We start from the raw sequence: 24,056 nt of genomic DNA on the forward strand, positions 1-24,056 counted from the left end.
CGATCAGGAGGGGGCGGCGCAGGCGTTGAGCGCTTAGCCCCCGACACCGGTATTTGAGGCGTCTCCTGCCGAGACCGAGCCGCCCTCACCTGACCGTCGCTGACGCGCCGGTCTGTCCTCTCCATTCGCTCGAAGGCGAATGGAGAGGTGAACGCGAGACCGCGCCCTAGAGATTCAGCAGCGCCGGGTCGCCGCCCTGGGCCGAGATGTTGTTGCTGACGGCCTTTTCCGACGCATAGCGGATCAGGCTGTAGGGGCCGCCCGCCTTGGGGCCGGTGCCCGACAGGCCTTCGCCGCCGAACGGCTGGACGCCGACCACCGCGCCGATGATCGAGCGGTTGATGTAGACATTGCCCGCCGGGACCAGACGCGTGACCTCCTCGGCGAAGGCCTCGATGCGGCTGTGCACGCCCAGCGTCAGGCCGTAGCCGCGCTGCGCCAGCTTCGCCGCCGTCTCCTTCAGCTTGGACGGCTCATAGCGGCAGATGTGCAGGATCGGGCCGAAGACCTCGCGCTCCAGATAGTCGGCGGTCGGGATCTCGGCGATGGTCGGGGCGAACAGGTGGCCCTTCTCCGAACCGGCGGGCAGTTCGGCGCGGGCGATGATCTTCGCGTCGCCGCCCAGACGGGTCAGGTGAGCCTCGAGCATGGCCTTGGCGTCGGCGTCGATCACCGGGCCGATGTCGGTCGACGGATCGGTCGGATCACCCACCACCTGGGCCGCCAGCGCGCCCTTCAGGCCCTCGATCAGGGCGTCGGCCGAGTCGTTCGGCACATAGAGCAGGCGCAGGGCCGAGCAGCGCTGACCCGACGAGCCGAAGGCCGACAGGATGACGTCGTCGATGACCTGTTCCTTCAGCGCCGTGGTGTCCACGAACATGCCGTTCAGGCCGCCGGTCTCGGCGATGAAGGGGATGATGGCGCCCGGACGGGCCGCCAGCGCGCGGTTGATGGCGCCGGCGGTGTCGGTGCCGCCGGTGAAGGCGACGCCGTCGATGCCCGGGTGCGAGACCAGGGCCGCGCCGACCGTCTCGCCGCGACCGGGGACGAGGGCCAGCAGGTTCGCGTCCAGACCGGCCTTGTAATACAGGCGCACGGCCTCGGCGGCGATCAGTGGGGTCTGTTCGGCGGGCTTGGCCAGCACGGCGTTGCCGGCGGCCAGCGCAGCCGCGATCTGGCCGGTGAAGATGGCCAGCGGGAAGTTCCAAGGGCTGATGCAGGCGAAGATGCCGCGACCGTGCAGGACCAGCGAGTTGATCTCGCCCACCGGGCCCTTCAGCTCCTGCGCCCCGCCGAAGTCACGCTCGGCCAGCATGGCGTAGTAGCGGCAGAAGTCGGCGGCCTCGCGCACCTCGGCGACGCCGTCGTTCAGGGTCTTGCCGGCTTCCCGCGACAGCAGGGCGACCAGACGGTCCATGTCGGCTTCCAGCGCATCGGCCATGGCGCGCAGCACCGGGGCGCGGCCCGCGCCGCCCTTGCGGTCCCAGACGATCTGGGCGCGGGCGGCGGCGTCGACGGCCGCGTCGATGTCTTCCGCCGTCGCTTCCGAGACGTGGCCCAGCACCTGGGTGGTGTCGAAGGGATTTCTGACATCTTGGGGAGCGGTCCCGGCCTTCAGCTTGCCGCCGATGATCGGGCCGGAGGTCAGCTTCTCGCTGTCCACCTTCTCAAGGGCCAGGGCGTGCCGCTCGCGGTCGGCGAGCTGGGAGTAGTCGCGGCCGAGCGAGTTCTGGCGGTCCATGTACATATCCTTCGGAACGGGGATCTTGGCGTGACGGTCGGGATGAGCCTCGACGGTCGAGATGGGGTCGGCGGCCACGGCCGCGGCGGGGACGCGCTCATCCAGCAGGGCGTGGACGAAGCTGGAGTTGGCGCCGTTCTCCAGCAGGCGGCGCACCAGATAGGGCAGCAGGTCCTCATGCCCGCCGACCGGGGCGTAGGCGCGCACCGTGACCGGGCCGAAGGTGTCGCGGGCGGCGTCGTACAGGGCCTCGCCCATGCCGTGCAGGCGCTGGAACTCGATCTTCACGCCACGCTCCGAGGCCATCTTGTAGACGGCGGCCAGCGAGTGGGCGTTGTGGGTCGCGAACTGGCTGTAGATGTGCGGCGCGGCCTCGATCATCAGGCGGGCGCAGACCAGATAGTTCAGGTCGGTCGCGGCCTTGGTGGTGAAGACCGGATAGTCGGTGCGGCCGAACTGCTGGGCGCGCTTGATCTCGGTGTCCCAGTAGGCGCCCTTGACCAGACGGACCATCAGGCGACGCCCCGAGGTCTTCGCCAGTTCGGCCACGCGGCGGATCACCTCGGGGCAGCGCTTCTGATAGGCCTGAACGGCCAGGCCGAGGCCCTTCCATTCGCCCAGCTCGGCCTCATTGGCGAGACGGTCCAGCAGCTTCAGCGACAGGGCGAGGCGGTCGGCCTCCTCCGCGTCCATGGTGAAGTTGATGTCGTACTTCGCGGCGATCAGGGCCAGGCGCTTCACGCGCGGATACAGCTCTGACCAGACGCGGTCCTCATGCACCGCCTCATAGCGGGGCGACAGGGCCGACAGCTTGACCGAGACGCCGTGGCCGACCTCGGGCCCTTGCCCCTTGGCGGTCTTGCCCACGGCCTCGATGGCGTCGGCGTAGATCTTCTCGTAGCGCTCGGCGTCGTGGGCGGTGCGGGCGCCCTCGCCCAGCATGTCGAAGCTGCAGAGCCAGCCTTCCTTGTTCGAGCGCTTCAGCGCCGCCTCGATGGTGCGGCCGACCACGAACTGCTCGCCCATGATGCGGACGGCGGCGGCCACGGCCTCGCGGATCACCGGCTCGCCGAGACGGCCGACGATGCGCTTCAGGAAGCCCGGCAGGTCGGTCTTCGCCTCTTCGTCCACATCGACCAGCTTGCCGGTCAGCATCAGGCCCCAGGTCGAGGCGTTGACGAACAGGCTGTCGGACTGGCCCAGGTGGCTGGCCCAGTCGGCCGAACCGATCTTCTCGGCGATCAGGCGGTCGCGGGTCTCCTCGTCCGGCGTGCGCAGCAGGGCCTCGGCGAGGCACATCAGGGCCAGACCCTCGCGGGTGCCCAGCGAGAACTCCTGCAGGAAGCTTTCGACCACGCCCTGCTTCTTCACGCTGCGGCGGGCGCGCTCGACCAGATCGGTGGCGCTGGTCAGCACGGCGGCGCGCTCGGCGCCGTCCAGCGGGGTGCGGTCCAGCAGGCCGCGGACGGTCGCGGTCTCATCGGCGAATTTGCCGTGATCCAGCGTGTCCCAGCCGGCGACGCTCGAGGGGGTGAAGGCGACGGTGGTCATGGGCGCGGATATCCTGTGTGATCGGCCATATATGGCGGACAACTCCGAATGTGCATCGTATGATGGGCCGCACAGCCGAAGATCATTCGGCCATACAGGTTCTGAACCGATGGAAAATCTGGACGCCGTGGACCGCCGCTTGCTCAAGGCGCTGCAGGAGGACGGCCGCATCTCCAACGCGGAACTGGCCCGGCGGTGCAATCTGTCGCCCGCCGCCTGTTTCGAACGGGTCCGGCGGCTGCGCGAGAAGAAGGTGATCACCGGCTACGCCGCCATGATCGACCCGGCCAAGGTGGGGCGCGGACTGATGATCTTCGTCGAGGTCCTGCTGGACCGCACCACCGGCGACATGTTCGAGGCCTTCGCCGAGGCCGTGCGCCGCCAGCCCGAGGTGCTGGAGTGCCATATGGTCGCCGGCGGCTTCGATTACCTGATCAAGGCCCGCGTCGGCGACATGGACGCCTACCGCGCCTTCCTGGGCGATGTGCTGGTGAAGATGCCGGGCGTGCGCGAGACCCGGACCTATGCCGTTCTCGAAGAGGTGAAGGCGACGACGGCGCTCCCGCTTTAACCGCGTCTCGCCAACGTCATCGCAAACCGCTAGACCAGTCACCCGATCAACGGCGGAGCCTTACGGCCCATATGCGCATCGTTCTGGCCACCGACGCCTGGGAGCCCCAGGTCAACGGCGTCGTCCGCACCCTGAGCCGTATCACCGCGGAATGCCGCGCGATGGGCCATGAGGTGGAGGTGATCGAGCCGAGCCAGTTCAAGACCATCCCCTGCCCCACCTATCCGGAAATCCGGCTGGCGCTGGGGGCGGAAGAAGAAATTCGCGAGCGCCTGCGCGCCTTCGAGCCCGAGGCGGTGCACATCGCCACCGAAGGCCCCATCGGCATCGCCACGCGCCGCATCTGCGTGGAATGGAAGCTGCCGTTCACGACCAGCTACCACACCAAATTCCCCGAGTACGTCTCGGCCCGTTTCCCGATCCCGGTGCAGGTCGGCTACGCCTACATGAAGTGGTTCCACAAGCCGTCGGGACGGCTGATGGTCGCCACCCCGACCCTGCGCGACGAGCTGACCGCGCACGGTTTCCGCAACGTCTCGCCGTGGACGCGGGGCGTGGACACCGAACAGTTCAACCCCGACCTGCCGCGCATCTATGACGAGCTGGGCGGCGCCAACTGGCCGCGCCCCTTCTTCCTGAACGTCGGCCGCGTGGCGGTGGAGAAGAACATCGAGGCCTTCCTCGAACAGGACCTGCCCGGCACCAAGATCGTGGTCGGAGACGGCCCGGCCCGCGAGGAACTGCAGGCCAAGTATCCGGAAGCGAAATTCCTCGGCGCCCGCTTCGGCGAGGAGCTGGCGCGCTGCTTCCGCGACGCCGACGTCTTCGTCTTCCCCAGCTGGACCGACACCTTCGGCCTGGTGATCCTGGAGGCCATGGCCACGGGCACCCCGGTGGCCGCCTATCCGGCCCACGGCCCGATCGACATCATCCCGGGCTCGAACGCCGGGGCGATCGACAAGGACCTGCGCACCGCCTGCCTGGAAGCGCTGAAGTGCGACCGGGGCGTGGTGCGCGCCTATGCCGAGAAGTTCAGCTGGCGCGCCTCCGCCGAGCAGTTCATCGAGAACCTGCAGCCCTACCCCGAGCCGGACCGCGGCCGCTTCTGGCGCCGCCTGCGCCGCATCGCGCGGTTGCGCAGGAAGGCGGCGGCCTGAGTCTCACCTCTCCGTTCGCGAAGGCGAATGGAGAGGACAGATCGGCGCGCCAGCGACGATCAGGTGAGGGCGGCTCCGTCGGGGCCGGATGTGGCGCAAACACCGGTGTCGGCGGCTGATCCCTGACCACCTGCGTCGCCCCCACCTGATCGCTGCGCGATCTGTCCTCCCCATCGCCTTGAAGGGGCGATGGAGAGGTGAACGCCTCGCCCCCAAAGCAAAAGGCCCCGGATCGCTCCGGGGCCTTCTGTCTTTTCAGGCGACGTCCGAACTCAGTTCGGCGCGGTCATCACCGTCAGGGCCTGGGCGATGGCGCGCTGGCCGGCCAGTTCGTTGGCGGGCAGCGGCACCAGACCACGGTCCTGCAGGTAGCCGCCGCGGCCGGCGGCGGCCTCGGACATGAACTCCATCACGAACTGCTCGAGGCCCGGGATGACGCCGATGTGCTGCTTCTTCACATAGATGTAGAGGCTGCGGGCCAGCGGGTAGGAGCCGTCGGCGATGGTCTCGACCGTCGGGGCGACGCCGTCGATGGTCTCGGGCTTCACCGTGTCCATGTTCTGCTCGAGGAACGAGAAGCCGAACACGCCCAGCGAACCCGGGGTGCGGGTCAGGGTCTGGACGATGGCGTTGTCGTTCTCGCCCGAGTCGATCCACAGCTGGTCTTCACGCAGGGTGTGGGCCAGGGCCTCGAAGCGGTCCTCGTCGGCCTCGTCCACGGCGGCCAGGGCCGGGATCAGCTTGGCGCCGGGGGCCATGCCCAGCTCCAGGAAGGCGTCGCGGGTGCCGGAGGTGGGCGGCGGGCCGTAGACCTGGATGCGCTGGTTCGGCAGGGCCGGATTCACCTGCTGCCAGGTGGTCGCCGGGTTGGCGACGAAGGCGCCGCCGGGGCCCGGCACTTCCTTGGCCAGACCGAGATACAGGTCCTGGAGGCGGAAGTTGAAGCTGGCGCCGGTGCGGGCCGTGGCGATGACGATGCCGTCATAGCCGATCTTGATCTCGACGATGTCGGTGACGCCGTTCTTCTGGCACAGCTCGAACTCCGACTTCTTCATCGGACGCGAGGCGTTGGCGATGTCCGGGGTCGAGGGGCCGACGCCCTGGCAGAAGGCCTGGATGCCGCCGCCGGTGCCCAGGGCTTCAACGCGCGGGGCGGCGCCGCCCTGGGTCCGCTGGAAATTCTCGGCCACGCGGGTGGCGAAGGGGAAGACGGTCGAGGAGCCCGCGGCCCAGATCCCCGAACGGGTTTGCTGGGCGCCGGGGCTGCCTTCACCGCAGGCGCCGAGGGCGAGAAGGGCCACCGCCGACGCGGCGGCGAGCAGGATGCGGGTCATCGTCAGTCTCCGGACGGCTGAATGTTCGCGCCGCTTAGACCAGAGGATTGTGACGGTTGGGCGAAGGCCCGCGAGGTTCGAGATTCGAGGGTCGGGGGTCGGGGGTATGACGGTCCGCGCCGCCCGCCTTCTTCCCTCGCCCCTCGAACCTCGTCCCTGATCCCTAGATGTGGATCGCATGCCCCAGCGCGCGCAGGGACGCCTCGTGGAAGGCCTCGCCGAGCGTCGGGTGGACGTGGATCGTGCCGGCCACGTCCTCCAGCACCGCCCCCATCTCCAGCATCTGGGCGAAGCTGTTGGACAGTTCCGAGACGTGCTGGCCGACGGCCTGCACGCCCAGCAGGCGGTGATCGGTCTTCGAGGCCAGAACGCGCACGAAGCCGCCGTCCTCGCCCGCCTCGATGGCGAGCGCACGGCCGATGGCCATCAGCGGGAACACCGCCTGGATGACGTCGTCGCGGCCCGTCACGTCCTGCGGCCCGAGACCCGCCGAGACGATTTCCGGCTCGGTGAAGCAGACGGCGGCGATGGTGACCGGGTCGAATTTGCGGTCCTGGCCGGCGATGATCTCGGCGACGACCTCGCCCTGGGCCGAACCCTTGTGGGCCAGCATGGGTTCGCCGGTCAGGTCGCCGATGGCCCAGACGTTGCGCATGCTGGTGGCGCAGCGGTCGTCGATCTTCACGAACGGCCCGGCCATGGCCACGCCCATGTTCTCCAGACCCCAGCCCTTGGTGCGCGGGCGGCGGCCGACGGTGACCAGCACCTTGTCGGCCTTGATCTTCAGCGCCTGACCATCGGCGCCGGTGACGTTCAGCGCGCCGTTCTCGAAGGAGCCGGCCTTGGCGCCGAGGTGCAGTTCGACCCCGTGCTTCTGCAGCCATTTGGCGACCGGCTCGGTCAGGGCCTTGTCGTAGAGCGGCAGCAGGCGGTCGGCCATTTCGACGATGGCGACTTCGGCCCCCAGCTTGCGGAAGGCGATGCCCAGCTCCAGCCCGATATAGCCGCCGCCGACGACGACCAGCTTCTTCGGGACCTCGGGCAGGCTCAGCGCCTCGGTGGACGAGATGACGTCGCCGCCGAAAGGCAGGAAGGGCAGTTCGACCGGCTCGGAGCCGGTGGCCAGGATGACGTGCTCGGCCGTGATGGTGATGTCGCCGTCGTCGGTCTTCACCGTGCAGGTCTTGGCGTCGGCGAAGGTCGCCCAGCCCTTGATGACCTTGACCTTGGCCTTCTTCAGCAGGGCCGCGACGCCGTTGTTCAGCTTACGGACGATGCCGTCCTTCCATTCGACCGTCCTGGACAGGTCGATGGCCGGCTTGGCCGCCGTGATGCCCAGGGTCCCGCCGTCGGCGGCCTTGGCCACCGTCTCGAACTTGTTGGCCGCATGGATGATGGCCTTGGACGGAATGCAGCCGACGTTCAGGCAGGTCCCGCCCAGCCCGTCGCCGCCGTCCACCAGCACGGTGTCCAGGCCCAGCTGGCCGCAACGGATCCCCGCGACATAGCCGCCGGTGCCGGCGCCGATGATGAGGACTTTGGTTTTGATCGATTGAGTCATTTCGATTGGAATCCTCTGACTACCCAGAAGCCTGAGAAAGTGATTGCGGCAATCGCGGCGAATACGAGGGCAGCCCACGCCAACTGACGCAATCCGACATTCACCGCTGCATTCAACGACTGTCGGTGCTCGTCGCCGATAGTTTGCCCCTGGAGAGCTGTGCCATCGCACCTGCCGGAGGGCCGCCCAAACTCTCGGTCAAACGCCTCCCGCGTCATCTGCCGATAGAATCGACGATGGAGCGCCTCCGATAGCTGCTCATTGTTGAGATCGTCGTACTCCGGGTATCGCTTTCGAAACTCGTTCAAGTGAGGAGGACCGCAGAGATCCCGCAGGATTCGCTCCAAATCCTCATCGGAGCGAGCGACAACCGCCACTGTCTGCGTGTCGCCTATGTTCACGTCGAAGACCTGGAGGCTCTCCAGCTCGTAGTTGTAAGTCGAGTGAACATGGCCGCCGATCAGCGGCAGACAAATAACCCAGTAGGCCGTCGCCAAAACAATCGCGAGCCGACGGAATCCTTTGGCCATGATCACCCCATCCACAGCGTCGCGGGATGCTCCAGCAGGCCCTTGATGCGCTGGACGAAGACGGCCGCGTCGTGGCCGTCGACGATGCGGTGATCGAAGGAGGAGGACAGGTTCATCATCTTGCGGACGACCATCTGGCCGTCCTTCACCACGACGCGCTCGATGATCTTGTTCGGACCGACGATGGCGACTTCCGGGTGGTTGATGATCGGGGTGTGAACCACCCCTCCCAGCGTGCCCAGCGAGGTGATGGTGATGGTCGAGCCCGACAGCTCCTCGCGCTTGGCCGAACCGTCCTTGGCCGCGCCCGAGACGCGGGCGATTTCGGCCGCCGTATCGTAGGGATCGCGCGCCTCGGCGTGACGGACCACCGGCACCATCAGGCCGTTCGGCGTCTGGGCGGCGATGCCCAGGTGCACGGCGGCGTGCCGGGTCAGAATACCATTCTCGTCATCGTACCAAGCGTTGATCTGCGGCTGGTCGCGCAGGGCCACCACGATGGCGCGGGCGATGAAGGGCAGGACGTTCAGCTTGGCCTTGCCGCTCTTCTTCGCCTCGGCGTTCAGGTGAGCGCGCAGCTCCTCCAGGGCCGTGACGTCGATCTCCTCGACATAGGTGATGTGCGGAATGCGACGGACGCTCTCGGCCATCTTCTCCGCGATCTTGCGGCGCAGGCCGATAATGCGGACCTCGGTCGTGCCTTCGGCCTTCGCATAGGTCGAGGCCGACGATCCGGAGACGGACGACTTCGAACCACCGGCGACATAGGCGTCGAGATCGGCGTGCTCGATGCGACCGGCGGGGCCGGAGCCCGGCACGAACTGCAGCTCGATCCCGAGGTCACGGGCGCGATTGCGAACGGCCGGCGAAGCCAGCGGGCGTTGGTTGCGGTCCGACAGGGTGCGCGGCTTGCTGTCGGCGGCGACCGGCGTCGGAGCGGGCGCAGGCTTCGGCGCGGCCTTGGCGACCGGAGCCGGAGCAGCCTCGGCCTTCGGCGCAGGTGCAGCGGCGGCCGGAGCAGCGGCCACATTGCCCTTGCCCTCGACCTGGAAGCTGACCAGCGGACCGCCGACGGCGGAGGCCTGACCGGGCTCGCCATGCAGGGCGATGACCACGCCGGAGACCGGCGAGGTGATCTCGACCGTGGCCTTGTCGGTCATGACGTCGGCGAGGATCTGGTCCTCGGACACCGTGTCGCCGACCTTCACATGCCAGCCGACCAGCTCGGCCTCGGCCGTGCCTTCGCCCACGTCGGGCAGTTTGAAGACGTAGTTGGCGCCGGCGGCGACCTGCGCGACCGGAGCCGGATCAGCAGCCTTCGGAGCTTCGACCGGAGCCGGAGCGGCTTCAGCCTTCAGCGCCGGAGCCGGTTCGTCGGACGCATTCCCCGCCCCCTCGACCTCGAACTCCACCAGCGGGCCGCGCACGGGGACCATCTGGCCGGGCTCGCCGTGGATGGCGATGACCTTGCCCGAGACCGGGGCGGTGATTTCGACGGTGGCCTTGTCGGTCATCACGTCGGCGACGATCTGGTCCTCGGCGACCACGTCGCCGACCTTCACGTGCCAGCCGACCAGTTCAGCCTCGGCGGTGCCTTCGCCCACGTCGGGCAGTTTGAAGACGAAACGACCCATCTCAGCGTCCCCCGCTCATGGTGGCTTTCAGGGCGTCGGCCACGCGTTGCGGGCCGGGGAAATATTCCCACTCGAAGGCGTGCGGATAGGGCGTGTCCCAGCCGCAGACGCGGGCGATGGGGGCTTCCAGATGATAGAAGCAGCGCTCCTGCACCAGGGCCGACAGCTCGGCGCCGTAGCCCGAGGTCTTGGGCGCCTCGTGCACGATCACGCAGCGGCCGGTCTTCTTCACCGAGGCCTCGATGGTCTCGATGTCCAGCGGCACGAGGGTGCGCAGGTCGATGACCTCGGCGTCCACGCCCGCGTGCTCGGCGCCCGCCAGCGACACCCAGACCATGGTGCCCCAGGCCAGGATGGTGACGTCATTGCCTTCGCGCATCACGCGGGCCTTGCCGATCGGCTCGACGTGTTTGCCGGTCGGGACCTGGGCGAACTCCTGCGTCTTCCACGGCGAGACCGGCTTCTCGTGCCAGCCGTCGAACGGGCCGTTGTAGAGGCGCTTGGGCTCGAAGAAGATGGTGGGGTCGTCGTCCTCGATGCAGGCCGTCAGCAGGCCCTTGGCGTCATACGGGTTGGACGGCACCACGACCTTCAGGCCGGCGATGTGGGTGAACAGGCTTTCCGGCGACTGGCTGTGCGTCTGGCCGCCGAAGATGCCGCCGCCGTAGGGGCTGCGGACCGTGATCGGAGACGTGAACTGACCGCCCGAGCGGTAGCGCAGCTTGGCCGCCTCGGAGACGATCTGGTCGTAGGCCGGATAGATGTAGTCGGCGAACTGGATCTCCACGACCGGACGCAGGCCGTAGGCGCCCATGCCGATGGCGGCGGCGACGATGCCGCATTCGCTGATCGGGGCGTCGAAGCTGCGGGTCAGGCCGTGCTTCTGCTGCAGGTGATCGGTGACGCGGAAGACGCCGCCGAAATAGCCGGCGTCCTCGCCGAACGACAGGACGTTGCCGTCCTCGGCCATCTTGACGTCCAGGGCCGAGTTCAAGGCCTGGATCATGTTCATCGGAGCGGTGGTCATGGTCAGACTCCGACCTCGCGACGTTGTTCCACAAGGCGCCAGTCCTCGGTGGCGAAGACTTCCTCGAACATGGTCTTCACGCTGGGGCGCGACTGGCCGAGCGTGCCGATGGCTTCGGACTCCTTGCCGGCGGCGCGGACCTGTTCGACGGCGTCGGCCTCGGCGGCCGTCTGCTGTTCGTCGGACCATTCGCCCAGCGCGATCAGGTGCTGCTTCAGGCGGTCGACCGGATCGCCCAGCGGCCATTTCTCATGCTCGTCGCCCGGGCGGTAGCGGCTGGGGTCGTCCGAGGTCGAGTGCGGGGCGCCGCGGTAGGTGAACAGTTCGATGACCGTCGCGCCCTGATTGGTGCGCGCCCGCTCCTCGGCCCACTTGGTCGCGGCCCAGACGGCGAGGAAGTCGTTGCCGTCGACGCGCAGGGCCGGAAGGCCGTAGCCGATGGCCTTGGACGCGAAGGTGGTCTCCAGACCGCCGGCGATGCCCATGAAGGACGAGATGGCCCACTGGTTGTTGACGACGTTCAGGATCACCGGCGCGCGATAGACGGCGGCGAAGGTCAGGGCGTTATGGAAGTCGCCTTCCGCCGTGGCGCCGTCGCCGATCCAGCTGATGGCGATCTTGTCGTCGCCCTTGTAGGCGCTGGCCATGGCCCAGCCGACGGCCTGCGGCACCTGGGTGCCCAGGTTCCCCGAGATGGTGAAGAAGCCGTACTCCTTGGACGAGTACATGATCGGCAGCTGGCGGCCTTTGATCGGGTCGGCGGCGTTCGAGTAGATCTGGTTCATCATCTCGACCAGCGGATAGCCGCGCGAGATCAGCAGGCCCTGCTGGCGATAGGTCGGGAAGCCCATGTCCTCACGGCGCAGGATCATGCCCTGGGCGACCGCGATGGCCTCCTCGCCGGTGCACTTCATATAGAAGCTGGTCTTCCCCTGACGGTGGGCGCGGTGCATCCGGTCGTCGAAGGCGCGGGTCAGGATCATGGCCTTCAGACCCTGGCGCAGGGTCTCGGGGTCCAGCTTGGGGTCCCACGGGCCGACGGCCTTGCCGTCGTCGTCCAGCACGCGCACCAGCTGGAAGGCGTGGTCGCGCATCTCATAGGGCGTCGACGCCACGTCGGGACGATCGACCGCCCCCGCCGCGTCAAAGCGCAGGTGGCTGAAATCAGGGGCGTCGCCCGGACGGCCCGAGGGCTCGGGCACGCGCAGCGACAATTGGGGCGTATTGGGCTTCTTCATTCCGTCCTGCCGTCCGGTTGATCCGTCCGCGTTTTCCTCGACCAGCCGTCTAGCACGACGTCGGCGCCAAGGCTCGCTCGATTTTGACCTTGCCTTGTGGTGATACCGGGTATTTTATTGCGCCATAATAATAAGTGGAGAAACGCATTGGCCGAAGAGCTGGATCCCGTCGACGCCCGGATTCTCGACATCCTCCAACAGGATGCGGGCCTGTCGGTTGCAGAGGTCGCCGACCGCGTGGGCCTGAGCGCCTCGCCGTGCTGGCGCCGGATCAAGAGGCTGGAGGACACCGGCTTCATTCGCAAGCGCGTCACCCTGCTGGACGCCGAGAAGCTGGGCCTGGACTTCGAGGTCTACGCCATCGTCAAGCTGAGCCTGCCGTCGAGCGAGAACCTGGACACCTTCGAGGCCGCCGTCGCCCACTGGCCCGAGGTGGTGCAGTGCGCCACCATCACCGGCCGCGAGGACTATGTGCTGCGGATCATCACCTCGGACATGCACGCCTTCGACAAGTTCCTGCGCGAGAAGCTGCTCAGCCTGAACATCGTCTCGGACTGCGAAAGCCACATCGTCACCCGGGGTGTGAAGAATGTGACCGCCCTCCCCCTTGGCATCGTGACCCCTCACGTCGGATAGTGCCGGTCGGCCCCGGGTCGGGCGGGCCGGGGGACATGTCATGATCGAACTGGTGATCGACGCGCGTCGCAAGGACCTTGGCGGGTTCGAGGTCGGCCGCGTGCTGCCGTTCCATTCGCGCCGGATGGTCGGCCCGTTCATCTTCCTGGACCAGATGGGCCCGGCCGAGTTCGCGCCGGGTTCGGAGGCCATCAATGTGCGGCCGCACCCGCACATCGGCCTGTCGACCCTGACCTATCTGTTCGAGGGCGAGATCATGCACCGGGACAACACCGGCGCGACCCAGGCGATCCGCCCGGGCGAGGTCAACTGGATGACCGCGGGCAGCGGCATCGTCCACTCCGAACGCACCGATCCACTGAAGAAGAGCCAGGGCGGGCCCATGCACGGCATGCAGGCCTGGGTCGCCCTGCCGACCGAGCTGGAAGAGACCGCGCCGTCGTTCCACCACCTCGGCGAGGACGGCCAGCCCGCCTATGAGAACGGCGGCCTGTTCGCCCGTCTGGTGGCCGGCGAAGCCTACGGCGCCAAGGCGCTGGCCCCGATCTCGTCCCCCCTGTTCTATGTGCACTGGGAACTGGCCGAGGGCGTCCGCACCGCCCCGCCCGCCGGCAAGGGCGGCGGCGGCTATTCCGAACGCGCCCTGTACGTCGTGAAGGGCGAGATCGAGGTCGGCGACCGCACCTTCCACGAAGGCCAGATGATCGTGCTGGAGCCGACGGCCGAGCCGACGGTGAAGGCGATCCGGCCCTCGTCGGTCATGGTCATGGGCGGCGAGCCGGTCGGCCCGCGCCTGATCTGGTGGAATTTCGTCTCGTCCTCGCAGGAGCGGATCGATCAGGCCAAGGCCGACTGGAAGGCCGGCCGCATGGCCCTGCCGACCGAGGACGACCTGGAGTTCATCCCCCTGCCCGACGTCCCCTCGACGCCCGAACCGGCGCCGAAGGAAGGGACCCACCCGGTCTAGTCCTCACTGCTATCGTCATCCTACGGCGACGCTCGCGAACGCGAGGGGAGACCGGAGGACCCAGCGGCGCCGCGACGGCGGCGAAACACTGAAGGTCGAAACCGAAGCGCCTGTGCTCCCGACAGGTTCGCGCTCACGCGCGCCGCTGGGTCCTCCGGTCGCGCCGCTGCGCGGCTTGCCGGAGGATGACGATAGCAGGGTTAGGGCGCGTTTAGCGCGCCGCCACCCAGTCCACGATCGTCTTCAGGGCCTCGGGATCTAGGGTGGTTTCAATCGTCCGGTACTCCGTCACCAGACCGGTCCCGGCGGGCTGCATCAGGTGGTTCAGGTTGGGCAGGACCACGACCTCGGCCGACGGCAGGACCGTGCGAAGGGCCGTCGCGTTCTGCTCGGCCGGGACCTGCACGTCCTTGCCGCCATAGATCGCCAGCACCGGGACGCGCAGAGCGGCCAGCGACGGCTGCGGGTCATGGGCGATGAACCAGCGGGTCCAGGGCGCGCCGAGCTGGGCGGCGCCCGCCTCAGCCTGGGCGACCGGCAGGCCGGCCTCGGTGAGGATGGGGGTGACGGCGGCGACCGTCGCCTCGGCGCTGTCGGCGTGTTCGGCCACGGCGCGCATGACGCGGGCCTGGGTCGCGACATTGCCCTCGATCACCGCGGGAGGCAGGCCCGAGGCCTGCTGGATGGCGCGGGACTGCTCGACCAGCAACGCCTCGCCCGACACCGCCGGACCGGCGATCATGACGATGAAGGCGACGCGGGGATCGGCGCCCGCGACCAGGGGCGCGATGGTCCCGCCTTCGCTGTGGCCGATCAGGCCGATGCGGCCTCGGGCGATCTCCGGACGACCGCCGAGGAAGGCGAACGCGGCCCCCGCGTCGACGGCGAAGTCGGCGCTGGTGGCGGTCGCGACGGGGCCGATCGAGCCGCCGACGCCCCGGTCATCAACCCGCAGCACGGCCACGCCGCGACGGGTCAGGGCGTCGGCCAGGACCCAAAACGGCTTGTGGTCGAAGACGGTCTCATCCCGGTCCTGCTGGCCCGACCCGGTGATCAGCAGGACCGCGGGAAAAGGGCCCGCGCCCTCCGGTACGGTCAGGGTTCCGGCCAGCTGGACGCCCGGCGTGGGGGTCGGGATGACCACATCCTCGCTGCGATAGGGGAAGGGCGCCTGCGGGGTCTGGGGGCGATGAACGGTCGGCTGGGCCTCGACGGGAGGCGGGGCCGAGGGCGCGATCTCCATGACCCGGGTCAGGACCAGCGGCAGGGTGGCGCCGCCCTGCGACAGCGTCCCGTTCAGCGTACGCCCGCCGTCGGCGAGGGAGCCCTCGAAACTGCCGTTCGCGGCGGGGATGGAGAAGCGGACCACGCCGCCCTGCACGGTCAGGCCACTGACGGCCAGACCTGTGACGCCCTGATCCGGACTGTCGATCGTGGCGCCGCCGACGGCGTCGACATGAAGCACCACCCGCAGGCTCTGGCCACTGAATGAGATACGCCCCTCCCAGCGTCCGGCCAGCTCCCCGGCGGGGGTCTGGGCGCCCGCGAAGGCGACAGCGGCGGCGACGGTCAGCGAGAGCAGGGTCATGGGGTCCTCCGTGCCGATGAGCCTATGCGCCCGCCCCCGGGAGGCCAAGGTGTCGGCTCGCCGCAATCCGTAACCGGACAGGACTTGAATGCCCGGCGGCAGACCCGATCTGTCGGCCATGACCGTTTTTTCCGTGCTCGACCTGTCGCCCATCGTGGAGGGCGGCGACGCCCGCCGCGCCCTTCTGGAAACCGCCGAGCTGGCGAAGACGGCCGAACGGACCGGCTTCAACCGCTTCTGGCTGGCCGAACACCACAACATGCCCGGCATCGCCAGCGCCGCCACGGCGGTGGCCCTCGGCTTCGTCGCCGGCCAGACGGAGACCATCCGCGTCGGCTCGGGCGGCATCATGCTGCCCAACCATGCGCCTCTGGTGGTGGCCGAGCAGTTCGGGACGCTGGCCGCCCTCTATCCGGACCGGATCGACCTGGGCCTGGGCCGGGCGCCCGGGACCGATGGCGAGACCGCCCGGGCGCTCCGCCGCTATTTCGACGCCGCCGACCAGTTCCCGCGCGATGTGATCGAGCTGCAGCGCTTCCTCGACGATCCGGCCGAGGGCCAGCGCGTCACCGCCTGGCCGGGCGCGGGCTCGAAGGTGCCGGTCTGGCTGCTGGGCTCCAGCCTGTTCAGCGCCGAACTGGCCGCCCACCTGGGCCTGCCCTTCGCCTTCGCGAGCCATTTCGCGCCCGAACTGCTGCTGCAGGCCCTGCATAGCTATCGCGCCGGCTTCCGCCCGTCGAAGCAGCTGGCCGAGCCCTACGCCATGGCCGCCATCAACGTCTTCGCCGCCGACAGCGACGCGGAAGCGCAACGCCTGTCGACCTCCATGCAGCAGTCGTTCGCAGCGGTGGTCACCGGCAAGCCCGGCAAGCTGAAACCGCCCGTGGACGACATCACCACCGTGCTGGACGCCCGCCAGATCGCCGCGGTCGAAAGCCGCCTGACCTATGCCGCCATCGGCGGGGTGGAGACGGTGCGCGCCAAACTGGCCGAGTTCATCGCCCTGACCGGGGTCAACGAGGTGATGGTCACCGGCATGATCCACGACCTTGAACCGCGCCTGCACAGCCTCGAGGTGACGGCGGAGGCGGTGAAGGGACTGTGATTCTGTTCCGCTCATCCCCGCGAAGGCGGGGACCCAGTGTTTTGGGTGATCTAGCGGACGTCCGGGGCCTCAGCAGATCGTCCTGAAGCACAGGCGCCAAGCTGGACAGAACTGGGTCCCCGCCTTCGCGGGGATGAGCGGGATTTTATAATCCGCGCACAAACTCCAGCAGCCACCCGTTCACAACCCCGGGCCGCTCCTGCTGGATCCAGTGCCCCGCGCCCGGCACGACGACCTGCGGGCGCAGATCCGGCACAAGGGCCTTCAGCCCCGCCTCATGCTGGCCGGAATAGTGCCGGACCGGATCGCGGTCGCCGACCATGAAGGCGCTGGGCACGCGCACCTGCGCATCCTGCAGGAAGGCGGTCAGCGACCAGTTCAGGTCGATGCAGCGATACCAGTCCAGCGGCGCGCGGAAGCCGCCCGCCTCGAACGCCGCGACGTATTCCGCAAAATGCTCGGCGCTCATCCACGGCGGCAGGGGCGCATCGTCGGGGACGGTGGAGATGAAATTCTCTCCCGGCCGGATGAAGCCGGTCGACTGGAGCTCGGGCGGGGTGGCGCCGTCATAGGCCCAGAAGCCCTTGCGCAAGCCTGCGGCCACATCGACCTCGAACACCTCATGGGCGTCCGGCGCCTGGAACTGGTTGATGTAGAGCTCGCCCAGACCGGCGCGCTTCGAGATCGCCGCCATGGCCACGGTCGGCGGCCCCTTGGCCCGGCGCGGCTGCAGGGGCACCGACAGGCAGGCGACGGCGGTGAAGACCTCCGGCCGCATCAGGGCGCAGTGCCAGGCCACCGGCGCGCCCCAGTCATGGCCGACGACGGTGCAGGTCGAATGCCCCAGCGCCCGCACCAGATCGACCATGTCCCCGACCAGATGCAGGACCGAATAGGCCTCCTTCTGCTCCGGCTTGTCGGTCCCGCCATACCCCCGCATGTCCGGCGCGACGGCGTGATAGCCGGCCTCGGCCAGCGCCTCGACCTGCGCGCGCCAGCTGATCCCCAGCTCGGGGAAGCCATGGATGAACAGCACCAGCGGCCCGGAGCCGGCCTCGAGGATCTGCTGGCGGAGCGTGTCCGTCTGGATGTGGCGTTGCTGCATGGGCGCACCGGATCACTTGCCGACCGATCGGGCAAGCGTCTCCTCCCCGTCGCGGTCCGCGATGGGGAGGTGGCTCGGCCGCATCGCGGGCGAGACGGAGGGGGCGGCATGAGCGGAAAGGGATTGGCGGGCGGCTTCCGGAAGCCTGAGCCGCCCCCTCCGTCACGCTTCGTATCCGAAGCGCGACACCTCCCCCTTCGCGACGCGAACGGGGAGGAGAGGCGTCAGAGCACCACGCCCGTCGTGCGCATGATCTCGGCGCGGAGTTCCGGCAGGCCCTCGCCCTTTTCGGACGAGGTCAGGGCCACCGCCGGGAAGGCGGCGGGGCGTTTGGAGATGGCCTTCAGGGTCGCGGCCTGAACCTTCTCGCCCTCGCCCTTCTTCAGCTTGTCGGCCTTGGTCAGGACGATCTGGTAGCTGACGGCGGCCAGGTCGAGGGCGTCCAGCGCCTCGGTGTCCACCGACTTCAGCCCGTGGCGGGCGTCGATCAGCAGATAGACCCGCTTCAGCGTCACCCGGCCGCGCAGGTAGTCGCGACCCAGGTCCTGGAACTTCTTGACGGTCGACTTGGACGCCTTGGCCCAGCCGTAGCCGGGCAGGTCGACCAGACGCATCTTGCCGTCGAGGTCGAAGAAATTGACCTCGCGCGTGCGGCCCGGCTCGTTCGACGCCCGGGCCAGCTTGTGCATGCCGACCAGCCCGTTGATCAGGCTGGACTTGCCGACGTTCGACCGGCCCGCGAAGGCGATCTCGGGCAGGTCCGGATCGGGCAGTTGCTCGATCTTGGCGCAGCCCATGACGAAGGTCGCCTGACGCGCAAAGAGGATGCGCGCCTGCTCCAGCTCCTCAGGGGTGAACTCGTCGGTCATCAGGCCTTCTTGAACCGGGCCAGGAAGGTGTCGATCGGGTTCTCGGCCTTCAGGCGGTGCATGATGATGTACTGCTGGATGATGGTCAGCACGTTCGACCACGCCCAGTAGATCAGCAGGCCGGCCGGGAAGGTGGCCATGATGAAGGTGAACACCACCGGCATGAACTGGAAGATGCGACGCTGGACGGGGTCCGGCGCGGGCGGGCTCATGGCCATCTGCAGCCACATGGTCGCGCCGTAGATGATCGCCAGGATGCTGAGCGCGAAGGTGCCGGCCAGGTACTGCCCCAGGAAGGGCACGCTCGCCGGATCCCACGGGATGAGGCCCCACAGGTTCCAGATGGCCGTCGGGTCCTTGGCCGAGAGGTCCTGGATCCAGCCGACGAACGGCTGGTGACGCATCTCGATGGTCACGAACAGCATCTTGTACACGGCGTAGAAGACCGGGATCTGGAGCAGCAGCGGAAGACAGCCGGCCAGAGGGTTGATCTTCTCCTTCTGGTACAGGGCCATCAGCTCCTGCTGCTGCTTGGCCGCGTCGTCCGGATGCTTCTTCTTGATCTCCTCCATCTTGGGCTGGAGGTTCCGCATCTTGGACATGCTCTCGTAGCTCTTGTTGGCGAGCGGGAACATGAACAGGCGGACCGTCAGGGTCAGCAGCAGGATGGCGACGCCGAAGTTGCCGACCAGGCCGTAGAACTGCTCGACAAGCCAGAAGATCGGGCGGGTCAGGAAGAACAGGAAGCCCCAGTCGATCGCATAGACGAAGCGCGGCAGCCCGAGGTCCTTCTCGTAGTTCGAGAGGATTTCGTTGCGCTTGGCGCCGGCGAACAGGCGGGTGGTCTCGGTGATGGTGGCGTTCGGCTGGATCGTCCGCGCCTCGCCGACCATGTTGGCGTGGTGGATGTCGGCGTGGGCCTGATCATCGACGCGGAAGGCGCCCTCGATCTTCTCGTTCTGGCTCGGGATCAGGGCGGCCAGCCAGTATTTGTCGGTGATGCCCATCCAGCCGCCGGTCGAGGAATGCTCCTCGTTCGGCTTCTTGGCCCAGGCGCCGTACTTCAGCTGCTCGGTCTTGTACTTCTCGCCGTCGCCGAAGGTGCCGATGGCGCCTTCGTGCAGGACCTGGTTGCGGCCCAGATCGTCCGGAATGCCCTGACGCTGGATGCCCGAGACCGCGCTCAGGGTCACCGGACGCGGGCTGAAGTTGGCGACCGTGTCGGTCACCGTGAACATGTACTGGTCGTCGACCGAGACCCGGCGGGTGAAGCGCAGGCCCTGGCCGTTGTCCCACACCAGGGTGACCGGGGTCGTCGGGGTCAGGACCGAGCCCTGGGTCAGACGCCAGGGAGTGGCCGAGTTCGGCACGCCGCCCGGGATATTCGGGCCGCCCCAGGCGAACTGGGCGAAGAAGGCGTGACGCATGCCCTCGGGACGGAACAGCTCCACCGCCGGCGAGTCCTTCTTGATGGTCTCGCGGTAGCGGGTCAGGAACAGGTCATCGATGCGCGAGCCGGTCAGGGCCAGAGAACCGGTCATGGTCGGCGTCTGGATGCGGACGCGCGGGCCGGCGCCCAGGGCGCGGGTCCGGTCGGTGATGAAGGTCACCGGCGCCGGGCCGCCGTTCAGCGTTTCAGTCGCCGAGCCCGCGGGGGCGGCGGCGGTCGCGGCGGCGCGCTTCTCGGCCTCGGCCTTGCGCTGCGGGCCGACGACGAAGACCGAATAGAGGGTCACCATGATCGCCGCGAGCACGAAGAAGATGATCGTGTTGCGGCTGTTGTTCTGAGGGGGCATGGAAGTCAGGAATCCTGGCCGGCTGGCGCGGGCGTCGAGGGCGCGTGCTTGGGCGCCGACCGCGGGGTCGCCAGCCTTGTAAGCGCCGATTTCACATCGTCAAGCAAACGGTCCCAGTCACGGTCGACCGTGCCCATGCGGGCGATGAAGACATAGTCACTGCCGGCGACGCCGAACTGCGGCGCAAGCGCGCGGGCGGCCTCGCGCAGACGGCGTTTGGCGCGGTTGCGGATCACCGCCCCGCCGACCTTGCGGGTGGCGGTGAAGCCGAGGCGGATCGAGGCGTCGCCGTCGGCGCGGTCCAGTCGCTGCACGACCACCGCCCCGCGGGCCTCTGAAACGCCTTTCGCGGCCGCCAGAAACTGGGGCCGCGACGTCAGGCGACAAATTTTGACGTTATCGCCCATGCGCTCGCGCAGAGCGCTGACGACTTAGGCCGTCAGGCGCTTGCGGCCCTTGGCGCGGCGGCGCGCAACGATCTTCTGACCGTTCTTGGTGGCCATCCGCGAACGGAAGCCGTGACGGCGCTTGCGCACGAGTCGCGACGGCTGATAGGTCCGCTTCACGGTCGGGCTCCTTGGAAAGAGTAACTGGGACGCGCCGGAACACGTCCGCCGCAGGAAGGGCGGGCGTATAAGGGGACGATCCGACGGAGTCAACGCCGTAGCGCCCATCTGATCGCGGCTGTACGGAGAGAAAATGGCCCGCCTGAAGCGCTTCCTGCCCCTGATCGTGCTCGCGGCCGTGATCGCCCTGATCTTCGGCATGGGCTGGAACCGGTATCTGTCGCTGGACACCATCCGCGATCACGGGGCCGAGTTCCGGGCCTTCACCGCCCAGCACTATATAGTCAGCCTGCTGATCCTGATGGCCGTCTTCGCCGTCCTGACCGCCAGCGTGGTGCCCGGCGTCTTCTTCGTGACCATCACCGCCGGCTATCTGTTCGGGCCGTGGGTCGGCGGAATCTCGACCTCCATCGCCGCCACCATCGGCGCCCTGATGGTCTATGGCGTGGCCACCTCGGCCCTCGGCCGCAGCCTGCGGGAGCGGGCCGAAAAGAATCAGGGGCTGATGCAGAAAGTCTGCGTCGCCATCGACAAGGACACCTTCTGGTACGTGCTGGCCAGCCGGCTGGCCGTGGTCGTGCCCTTCCACATGATCAACATCGCCGCCGGGATGATGACCGTGCGGCTGGCGCCCTACACCCTCGCCACGGTGATCGGCCTGCTGCCCGCCCACACCATCTATTGCTGGATCGGCGCGCGGTTGAACACGCTTCTGGCCGAGAACCCCAACCCGGACTTCCAGGCCCTGTTCGCCCAGTTCTGGGCCCCGATGACCGGGGTCTTCCTTCTGGCGGTGGTGCTTCCGTTCGCATTGAAGGGCATACAGGCCGCTCTGGGCCGGAAGGCCGCGACGTGAGACAAGCAGCCGACATGCAGCGCCTTGCGTTAGGGGGAGAATGACGCCGCCGCGCGCCTTTCTGAGTGAAGTCCGCAAGCGACTGCGGGTGCCCGCCGACTGGCGCGAGCGCGTGCGCTTTCATGCGCCGGATGCGCTGTCCTGGCGGCTGCTGGCCCTGACCTTCATCTTCGCCGCCTCGGTCGAGGTGCTGATCGTCGCCCCCAGCGCCGCCGGCTTCCATGAGCGCTGGCTGCTGGACCGCCTGCAGTCGGCGGAGCTGGCCTCCGTGGGGGTCGAGGCCCTGCCCTATTCGGCGGTCGAGGACGACACCGCCGAACAGCTGCTGGCCATCGGGGGCGTGCAGGCGGTGGTCGTCGGCGACCAGGGCGTGCGCCGCCTGTTGCTGCAGGCGCCCAACCTGCCCCGGACCCCGGACCTGATCGACCTGCGCAAGCGTCGCCCGCTGGCCCGCCTGATGGACCCCTGGCAGACCCTGTTCGGCCACCCCGACCGCTCGATCCGCGTGCAGGCGCGGCCGCGCTACCGCTCGGGCGACTTCATCGAAATCCTGGCGCCCGCCCAGCCGCTGAAGACCGAGCTGAAGACCTTCCTGCGCAACAGCCTGCTGACCTCGCTGTTCGTATCGCTGGTGGCCGGGGCCCTGCTCTACGCCGGCCTGGCCTTCCTGGTGCTGCAGCCCCTGCGCCGGGTGACCCGCTCGATCGAGCATTTCGCCCGCGATCCCGAGGTCGAGGGCGACCCGCCCAGCCGGCGCCAGGACGAAATCGGCCGGGTCGAGCGCGAACTGGCCCGGATGCAGGAAGAAGTCCGCCAGTCCCTGCGCTCGCGCGCCCGTCTGGTGGCGCTCGGCGAGGCGGTGGCCAAGATCAACCACGACCTTCGCAACATGCTGACCTCGGCCCAGATGGCGTCGGAGCGGCTGGCCGATTCGCCGGACCCCGCCGTCGCCAAGGCCCTGCCCCGGCTGGAGCGGGCGCTGGGCCGCGCCGCCGCCCTGTCGCGCAATGTGCTGGAGTACGGCCGCAGCGAGGAGCCGCCGCCGCAGAAGGTCCGCGCGCCGCTGTCCGCCGCCCTGACCGTGGCGGCCGAGGATGCGGGGCTGTCGCCGGACGGGGTGAAGCTGGTGAAGGCCCTGCCCGCCCGCTTCAACGTCCACGCCGATCCCGACCAGCTGTACCGCATCCTGGTCAACCTGCTGCGCAACGCCCGGCAGGCGATCGAGAGCGACCCCACCCGGGCCGACAAGCACGGCGCCGTGCGCGTCTCGGGCTCCACCGCCGACGGCGACTGCGTGATCCTGATCAGCGACGACGGCCCGGGCATTCCGCCTCGCGTGTCGGACCGCCTGTTCGAGGCCTTCGTCAGCGGGCGCGCCTCGGGCGGCAGCGGTCTGGGCCTGACCATCTCGCGCGAACTGGCCGCCAACAACGGCGGGACCCTGACCCTGATCGAGACCGGCCCGACCGGCACCACCTTCGAACTGCGTTTTCCGAACTGAGCCAAATCGCCGACCGACTTCGCTCAACTTTCAAGCGCAGCGGTTTTCCGGCTTCTGGTCGTTCCGACCTGAAGCGAAATCGCACGGGCGGCGTTTAGGCTCGCGGAAGGCCTGAAAACGGTCCAGCTTGTTGACCACGTTTCTCTGCAGGAGACCTGACATGACCCGCACGCTCGTCGGCCTCGCGGCCCTGACCCTTCTCGTCGCCGCCCCCGCCGTGGCGCAGCAGTCGACTCCGGCCGCCGCCGCGCCGCGCCCGGCCGATCCCGCCGTCGGGTCCGAGGAATGGCTGCGCCAGCGCGGGGAGACCTATCATTCGGCCCCGGAGTCCGAGCAGGATCCGGCCGAGGTCGCGGCCACCGCCAAGCTGAACGAGGGCATCAGCGCCCGCAACACCGCCGCCGCCGAGACCGAGGCCGCCGATCAGGCCCGCTATGACATCGAGAACCAGCGCTGGCGCGAGGACACCGCCCGCGCCGACACGGCCCGGGTGCAGTGGGAGGCCGACGTCGCCGCCGCCGCCGCGGCCCAGGCCCAGTGGGAGCGTGACCGCGCCGCCTATGACGCCCGGGTCGCCGCCTGCCGGGCCACCGGCCGCCAGTGCATCGTGACGCCGCAGTAGGACGGACCACGGGGCGGGGGGCGAGGTGGCGAACGGACTGACCCGACGCGGACTGGCGCTGGCCGCCGGAGCCACGCTGATCGCGCGGCCCGCCCTGGCGC

21 protein-coding genes are annotated in these 24,056 nt (G+C 68.6%); 8 read left to right on the plus strand and 13 right to left on the minus strand.

What is annotated here, in order from left to right; all coding sequences use genetic code 11:
- Nucleotides 1–166: 166 nt before the first annotated feature.
- Nucleotides 167–3,292: a bifunctional proline dehydrogenase/L-glutamate gamma-semialdehyde dehydrogenase PutA gene (gene putA / locus VGE03_RS08660; RefSeq protein WP_331046080.1), complete on the minus strand. Its 3,126-nt coding sequence runs from the start codon at nt 3,290–3,292 to the stop codon at nt 167–169.
- 109 nt (nt 3,293–3,401) lie between these two features.
- On the opposite strand from putA, the gene VGE03_RS08665 reads away from it, so the two are divergent.
- Together VGE03_RS08665 and VGE03_RS08670 are read left to right on the plus strand one after the other, a co-directional pair.
- Nucleotides 3,402–3,863, plus strand: coding sequence for an Lrp/AsnC ligand binding domain-containing protein (locus VGE03_RS08665; protein ID WP_331046081.1), 462 nt, complete (start codon nt 3,402–3,404; stop codon nt 3,861–3,863).
- Between the two features lie 71 nt (nt 3,864–3,934).
- On the plus strand, nt 3,935–5,020 hold the full coding sequence (locus VGE03_RS08670) for a glycosyltransferase family 1 protein (protein WP_331046082.1): 1,086 nt from the start codon (nt 3,935–3,937) through the stop codon (nt 5,018–5,020).
- Nucleotides 5,021–5,292: 272 nt separating this feature from the next.
- On the opposite strand, the gene VGE03_RS08675 is transcribed toward VGE03_RS08670, so the two are convergent.
- The 6 genes from VGE03_RS08675 to VGE03_RS08700 form a co-directional block, all read right to left on the minus strand.
- The gene (locus VGE03_RS08675) at nt 5,293–6,354 is read right to left on the minus strand and encodes a substrate-binding domain-containing protein (RefSeq protein WP_331046083.1); all 1,062 of its coding nucleotides are present in this window, start codon (nt 6,352–6,354) and stop codon (nt 5,293–5,295) included.
- A 163-nt stretch (nt 6,355–6,517) separates the two neighbouring features.
- Nucleotides 6,518–7,915 (minus strand): dihydrolipoyl dehydrogenase, encoded by a 1,398-nt coding sequence (gene lpdA, locus VGE03_RS08680; RefSeq protein ID WP_331046084.1) that lies wholly within the window; start codon nt 7,913–7,915, stop codon nt 6,518–6,520.
- The gene (locus tag VGE03_RS08685; protein ID WP_331046085.1) at nt 7,912–8,445 is read right to left on the minus strand and encodes a hypothetical protein; all 534 of its coding nucleotides are present in this window, start codon (nt 8,443–8,445) and stop codon (nt 7,912–7,914) included. Before VGE03_RS08685 ends, lpdA begins: the two co-directional genes overlap by 4 nt.
- Nucleotides 8,446–8,447: 2 nt before the next feature.
- Nucleotides 8,448–10,079, minus strand: a complete 1,632-nt coding sequence (locus VGE03_RS08690) for a 2-oxo acid dehydrogenase subunit E2 (RefSeq protein WP_331046086.1) — start codon at nt 10,077–10,079, stop codon at nt 8,448–8,450.
- Between the two features lies 1 nt (nt 10,080).
- Entirely contained in the window at nt 10,081–11,106 is a 1,026-nt protein-coding gene (locus VGE03_RS08695) for an alpha-ketoacid dehydrogenase subunit beta (RefSeq protein WP_331046087.1), read from the minus strand.
- A gap of 2 nt (nt 11,107–11,108) precedes the next feature.
- Complete coding sequence (locus VGE03_RS08700; protein ID WP_331046088.1) at nt 11,109–12,344, minus strand: 3-methyl-2-oxobutanoate dehydrogenase (2-methylpropanoyl-transferring) subunit alpha; 1,236 nt, start codon at nt 12,342–12,344, stop codon at nt 11,109–11,111.
- Nucleotides 12,345–12,491: 147 nt separating this feature from the next.
- On the opposite strand from VGE03_RS08700, the gene VGE03_RS08705 reads away from it, so the two are divergent.
- Both VGE03_RS08705 and VGE03_RS08710 read left to right on the plus strand, forming a co-directional pair.
- A complete protein-coding gene (locus VGE03_RS08705) occupies nt 12,492–12,980 on the plus strand; it encodes an Lrp/AsnC family transcriptional regulator (protein ID WP_331046089.1) in 489 nt (162 codons plus the stop codon).
- Nucleotides 12,981–13,020: 40 nt separating this feature from the next.
- A complete protein-coding gene (locus VGE03_RS08710) occupies nt 13,021–13,947 on the plus strand; it encodes a pirin family protein (protein ID WP_331046090.1) in 927 nt (308 codons plus the stop codon).
- 211 nt (nt 13,948–14,158) lie between these two features.
- On the opposite strand, the gene VGE03_RS08715 is transcribed toward VGE03_RS08710, so the two are convergent.
- The gene (locus VGE03_RS08715) at nt 14,159–15,535 is read right to left on the minus strand and encodes an alpha/beta hydrolase (RefSeq protein WP_331046091.1); all 1,377 of its coding nucleotides are present in this window, start codon (nt 15,533–15,535) and stop codon (nt 14,159–14,161) included.
- 118 nt (nt 15,536–15,653) lie between these two features.
- On the opposite strand from VGE03_RS08715, the gene VGE03_RS08720 reads away from it, so the two are divergent.
- Entirely contained in the window at nt 15,654–16,640 is a 987-nt protein-coding gene (locus tag VGE03_RS08720) for an LLM class flavin-dependent oxidoreductase (RefSeq protein WP_331046092.1), read from the plus strand.
- A 145-nt stretch (nt 16,641–16,785) separates the two neighbouring features.
- Here VGE03_RS08720 and VGE03_RS08725 read toward each other — a convergent pair whose 3' ends face one another.
- From VGE03_RS08725 to rpmH, 5 genes are all read right to left on the minus strand, one after another.
- A complete protein-coding gene (locus VGE03_RS08725) occupies nt 16,786–17,745 on the minus strand; it encodes an alpha/beta hydrolase (RefSeq protein WP_331046093.1) in 960 nt (319 codons plus the stop codon).
- A gap of 224 nt (nt 17,746–17,969) precedes the next feature.
- Nucleotides 17,970–18,614 (minus strand): ribosome biogenesis GTP-binding protein YihA/YsxC, encoded by a 645-nt coding sequence (yihA, locus tag VGE03_RS08730; RefSeq protein WP_331046094.1) that lies wholly within the window; start codon nt 18,612–18,614, stop codon nt 17,970–17,972.
- Nucleotides 18,614–20,410, minus strand: coding sequence for a membrane protein insertase YidC (gene yidC, locus VGE03_RS08735; protein WP_331046095.1), 1,797 nt, complete (start codon nt 20,408–20,410; stop codon nt 18,614–18,616). The genes yihA and yidC overlap by 1 nt, the downstream gene beginning before the upstream one ends.
- Before the next feature lie 5 nt (nt 20,411–20,415).
- Nucleotides 20,416–20,817, minus strand: a complete 402-nt coding sequence (gene rnpA, locus VGE03_RS08740; RefSeq protein WP_331046096.1) for a ribonuclease P protein component — start codon at nt 20,815–20,817, stop codon at nt 20,416–20,418.
- Nucleotides 20,818–20,841: 24 nt separating this feature from the next.
- Nucleotides 20,842–20,976 (minus strand): 50S ribosomal protein L34, encoded by a 135-nt coding sequence (rpmH, locus tag VGE03_RS08745; protein ID WP_003164000.1) that lies wholly within the window; start codon nt 20,974–20,976, stop codon nt 20,842–20,844.
- Between the two features lie 133 nt (nt 20,977–21,109).
- Here rpmH and VGE03_RS08750 point away from each other — a divergent pair, with 133 nt between their 5' ends.
- The 3 genes from VGE03_RS08750 to VGE03_RS08760 all read left to right on the plus strand — a co-directional run bounded on the left by VGE03_RS08750 (nt 21,110) and on the right by VGE03_RS08760 (nt 23,955).
- Nucleotides 21,110–21,832, plus strand: a complete 723-nt coding sequence (locus VGE03_RS08750) for a TVP38/TMEM64 family protein (RefSeq protein WP_331046097.1) — start codon at nt 21,110–21,112, stop codon at nt 21,830–21,832.
- Nucleotides 21,833–21,872: 40 nt separating this feature from the next.
- On the plus strand, nt 21,873–23,333 hold the full coding sequence (locus tag VGE03_RS08755; protein WP_331046098.1) for a HAMP domain-containing sensor histidine kinase: 1,461 nt from the start codon (nt 21,873–21,875) through the stop codon (nt 23,331–23,333).
- A gap of 160 nt (nt 23,334–23,493) precedes the next feature.
- Nucleotides 23,494–23,955 (plus strand): hypothetical protein, encoded by a 462-nt coding sequence (locus VGE03_RS08760; protein ID WP_331046099.1) that lies wholly within the window; start codon nt 23,494–23,496, stop codon nt 23,953–23,955.
- The last annotated feature ends 101 nt before the right edge of the window (nt 23,956–24,056 follow it).

The sequence above is a fragment of the Brevundimonas sp. genome, from assembly GCF_036400995.1.
Classification (GTDB): domain Bacteria; phylum Pseudomonadota; class Alphaproteobacteria; order Caulobacterales; family Caulobacteraceae; genus Brevundimonas.

What these genes read in the sequence shown, in the direction of transcription:
- VGE03_RS08695 (WP_331046087.1), bottom strand. Translation starts at nt 11,106, where the DNA reads ATGACCACCGCTCCGATGAACATGATCCAGGCCTTGAACTCGGCCCTG.
- VGE03_RS08690 (WP_331046086.1), bottom strand. Translation starts at nt 10,079, where the DNA reads ATGGGTCGTTTCGTCTTCAAACTGCCCGACGTGGGCGAAGGCACCGCC.
- lpdA (WP_331046084.1), bottom strand. Translation starts at nt 7,915, where the DNA reads ATGACTCAATCGATCAAAACCAAAGTCCTCATCATCGGCGCCGGCACC.
- VGE03_RS08675 (WP_331046083.1), bottom strand. Translation starts at nt 6,354, where the DNA reads ATGACCCGCATCCTGCTCGCCGCCGCGTCGGCGGTGGCCCTTCTCGCC.
- putA (WP_331046080.1), bottom strand. Translation starts at nt 3,292, where the DNA reads ATGACCACCGTCGCCTTCACCCCCTCGAGCGTCGCCGGCTGGGACACG.
- yihA (WP_331046094.1), bottom strand. Translation starts at nt 18,614, where the DNA reads ATGACCGACGAGTTCACCCCTGAGGAGCTGGAGCAGGCGCGCATCCTC.
- yidC (WP_331046095.1), bottom strand. Translation starts at nt 20,410, where the DNA reads ATGCCCCCTCAGAACAACAGCCGCAACACGATCATCTTCTTCGTGCTC.
- VGE03_RS08700 (WP_331046088.1), bottom strand. Translation starts at nt 12,344, where the DNA reads ATGAAGAAGCCCAATACGCCCCAATTGTCGCTGCGCGTGCCCGAGCCC.
- VGE03_RS08670 (WP_331046082.1), top strand. Translation starts at nt 3,935, where the DNA reads ATGCGCATCGTTCTGGCCACCGACGCCTGGGAGCCCCAGGTCAACGGC.
- VGE03_RS08665 (WP_331046081.1), top strand. Translation starts at nt 3,402, where the DNA reads ATGGAAAATCTGGACGCCGTGGACCGCCGCTTGCTCAAGGCGCTGCAG.
- VGE03_RS08755 (WP_331046098.1), top strand. Translation starts at nt 21,873, where the DNA reads ATGACGCCGCCGCGCGCCTTTCTGAGTGAAGTCCGCAAGCGACTGCGG.
- VGE03_RS08760 (WP_331046099.1), top strand. Translation starts at nt 23,494, where the DNA reads ATGACCCGCACGCTCGTCGGCCTCGCGGCCCTGACCCTTCTCGTCGCC.
- VGE03_RS08750 (WP_331046097.1), top strand. Translation starts at nt 21,110, where the DNA reads ATGGCCCGCCTGAAGCGCTTCCTGCCCCTGATCGTGCTCGCGGCCGTG.
- VGE03_RS08720 (WP_331046092.1), top strand. Translation starts at nt 15,654, where the DNA reads ATGACCGTTTTTTCCGTGCTCGACCTGTCGCCCATCGTGGAGGGCGGC.
- VGE03_RS08685 (WP_331046085.1), bottom strand. Translation starts at nt 8,445, where the DNA reads ATGGCCAAAGGATTCCGTCGGCTCGCGATTGTTTTGGCGACGGCCTAC.
- VGE03_RS08715 (WP_331046091.1), bottom strand. Translation starts at nt 15,535, where the DNA reads ATGACCCTGCTCTCGCTGACCGTCGCCGCCGCTGTCGCCTTCGCGGGC.
- rnpA (WP_331046096.1), bottom strand. Translation starts at nt 20,817, where the DNA reads ATGGGCGATAACGTCAAAATTTGTCGCCTGACGTCGCGGCCCCAGTTT.
- VGE03_RS08725 (WP_331046093.1), bottom strand. Translation starts at nt 17,745, where the DNA reads ATGCAGCAACGCCACATCCAGACGGACACGCTCCGCCAGCAGATCCTC.
- VGE03_RS08710 (WP_331046090.1), top strand. Translation starts at nt 13,021, where the DNA reads ATGATCGAACTGGTGATCGACGCGCGTCGCAAGGACCTTGGCGGGTTC.